Consider the following 207-nt stretch of genomic DNA (forward strand, 5'->3'; position numbering starts at 1 on the left):
AACAATTGTTCAAAGATGTATTGTACATTTAGTTAGGAATTCTATTAAATACGTACCAAGTAAAGACTATAAAGCTTTTACTTCTTCTTTAAGAAAGGTTTATGGGACAACATCAATTAAAGCTTGTCATACTGCTTTTGAAGCATTTAAACAACAATGGTCTCAATATCCTGGTGCGGTTGATGTTTGGAAACGTAACTTCACTCA

1 protein-coding gene is annotated in these 207 nt (G+C 31.9%); it reads left to right on the plus strand.

What is annotated here, in order from left to right; translation table 11 throughout:
• Positions 1 to 207 (plus strand): transposase (locus tag LQ686_RS14130; RefSeq protein WP_239733472.1); only part of this gene is annotated, 207 nt, incomplete at both ends.

This window comes from Mammaliicoccus sp. J-M41, assembly GCF_022385935.1.
In the GTDB taxonomy this organism is placed as follows: Bacteria; Bacillota; Bacilli; order Staphylococcales; family Staphylococcaceae; genus Mammaliicoccus; species Mammaliicoccus sciuri_A.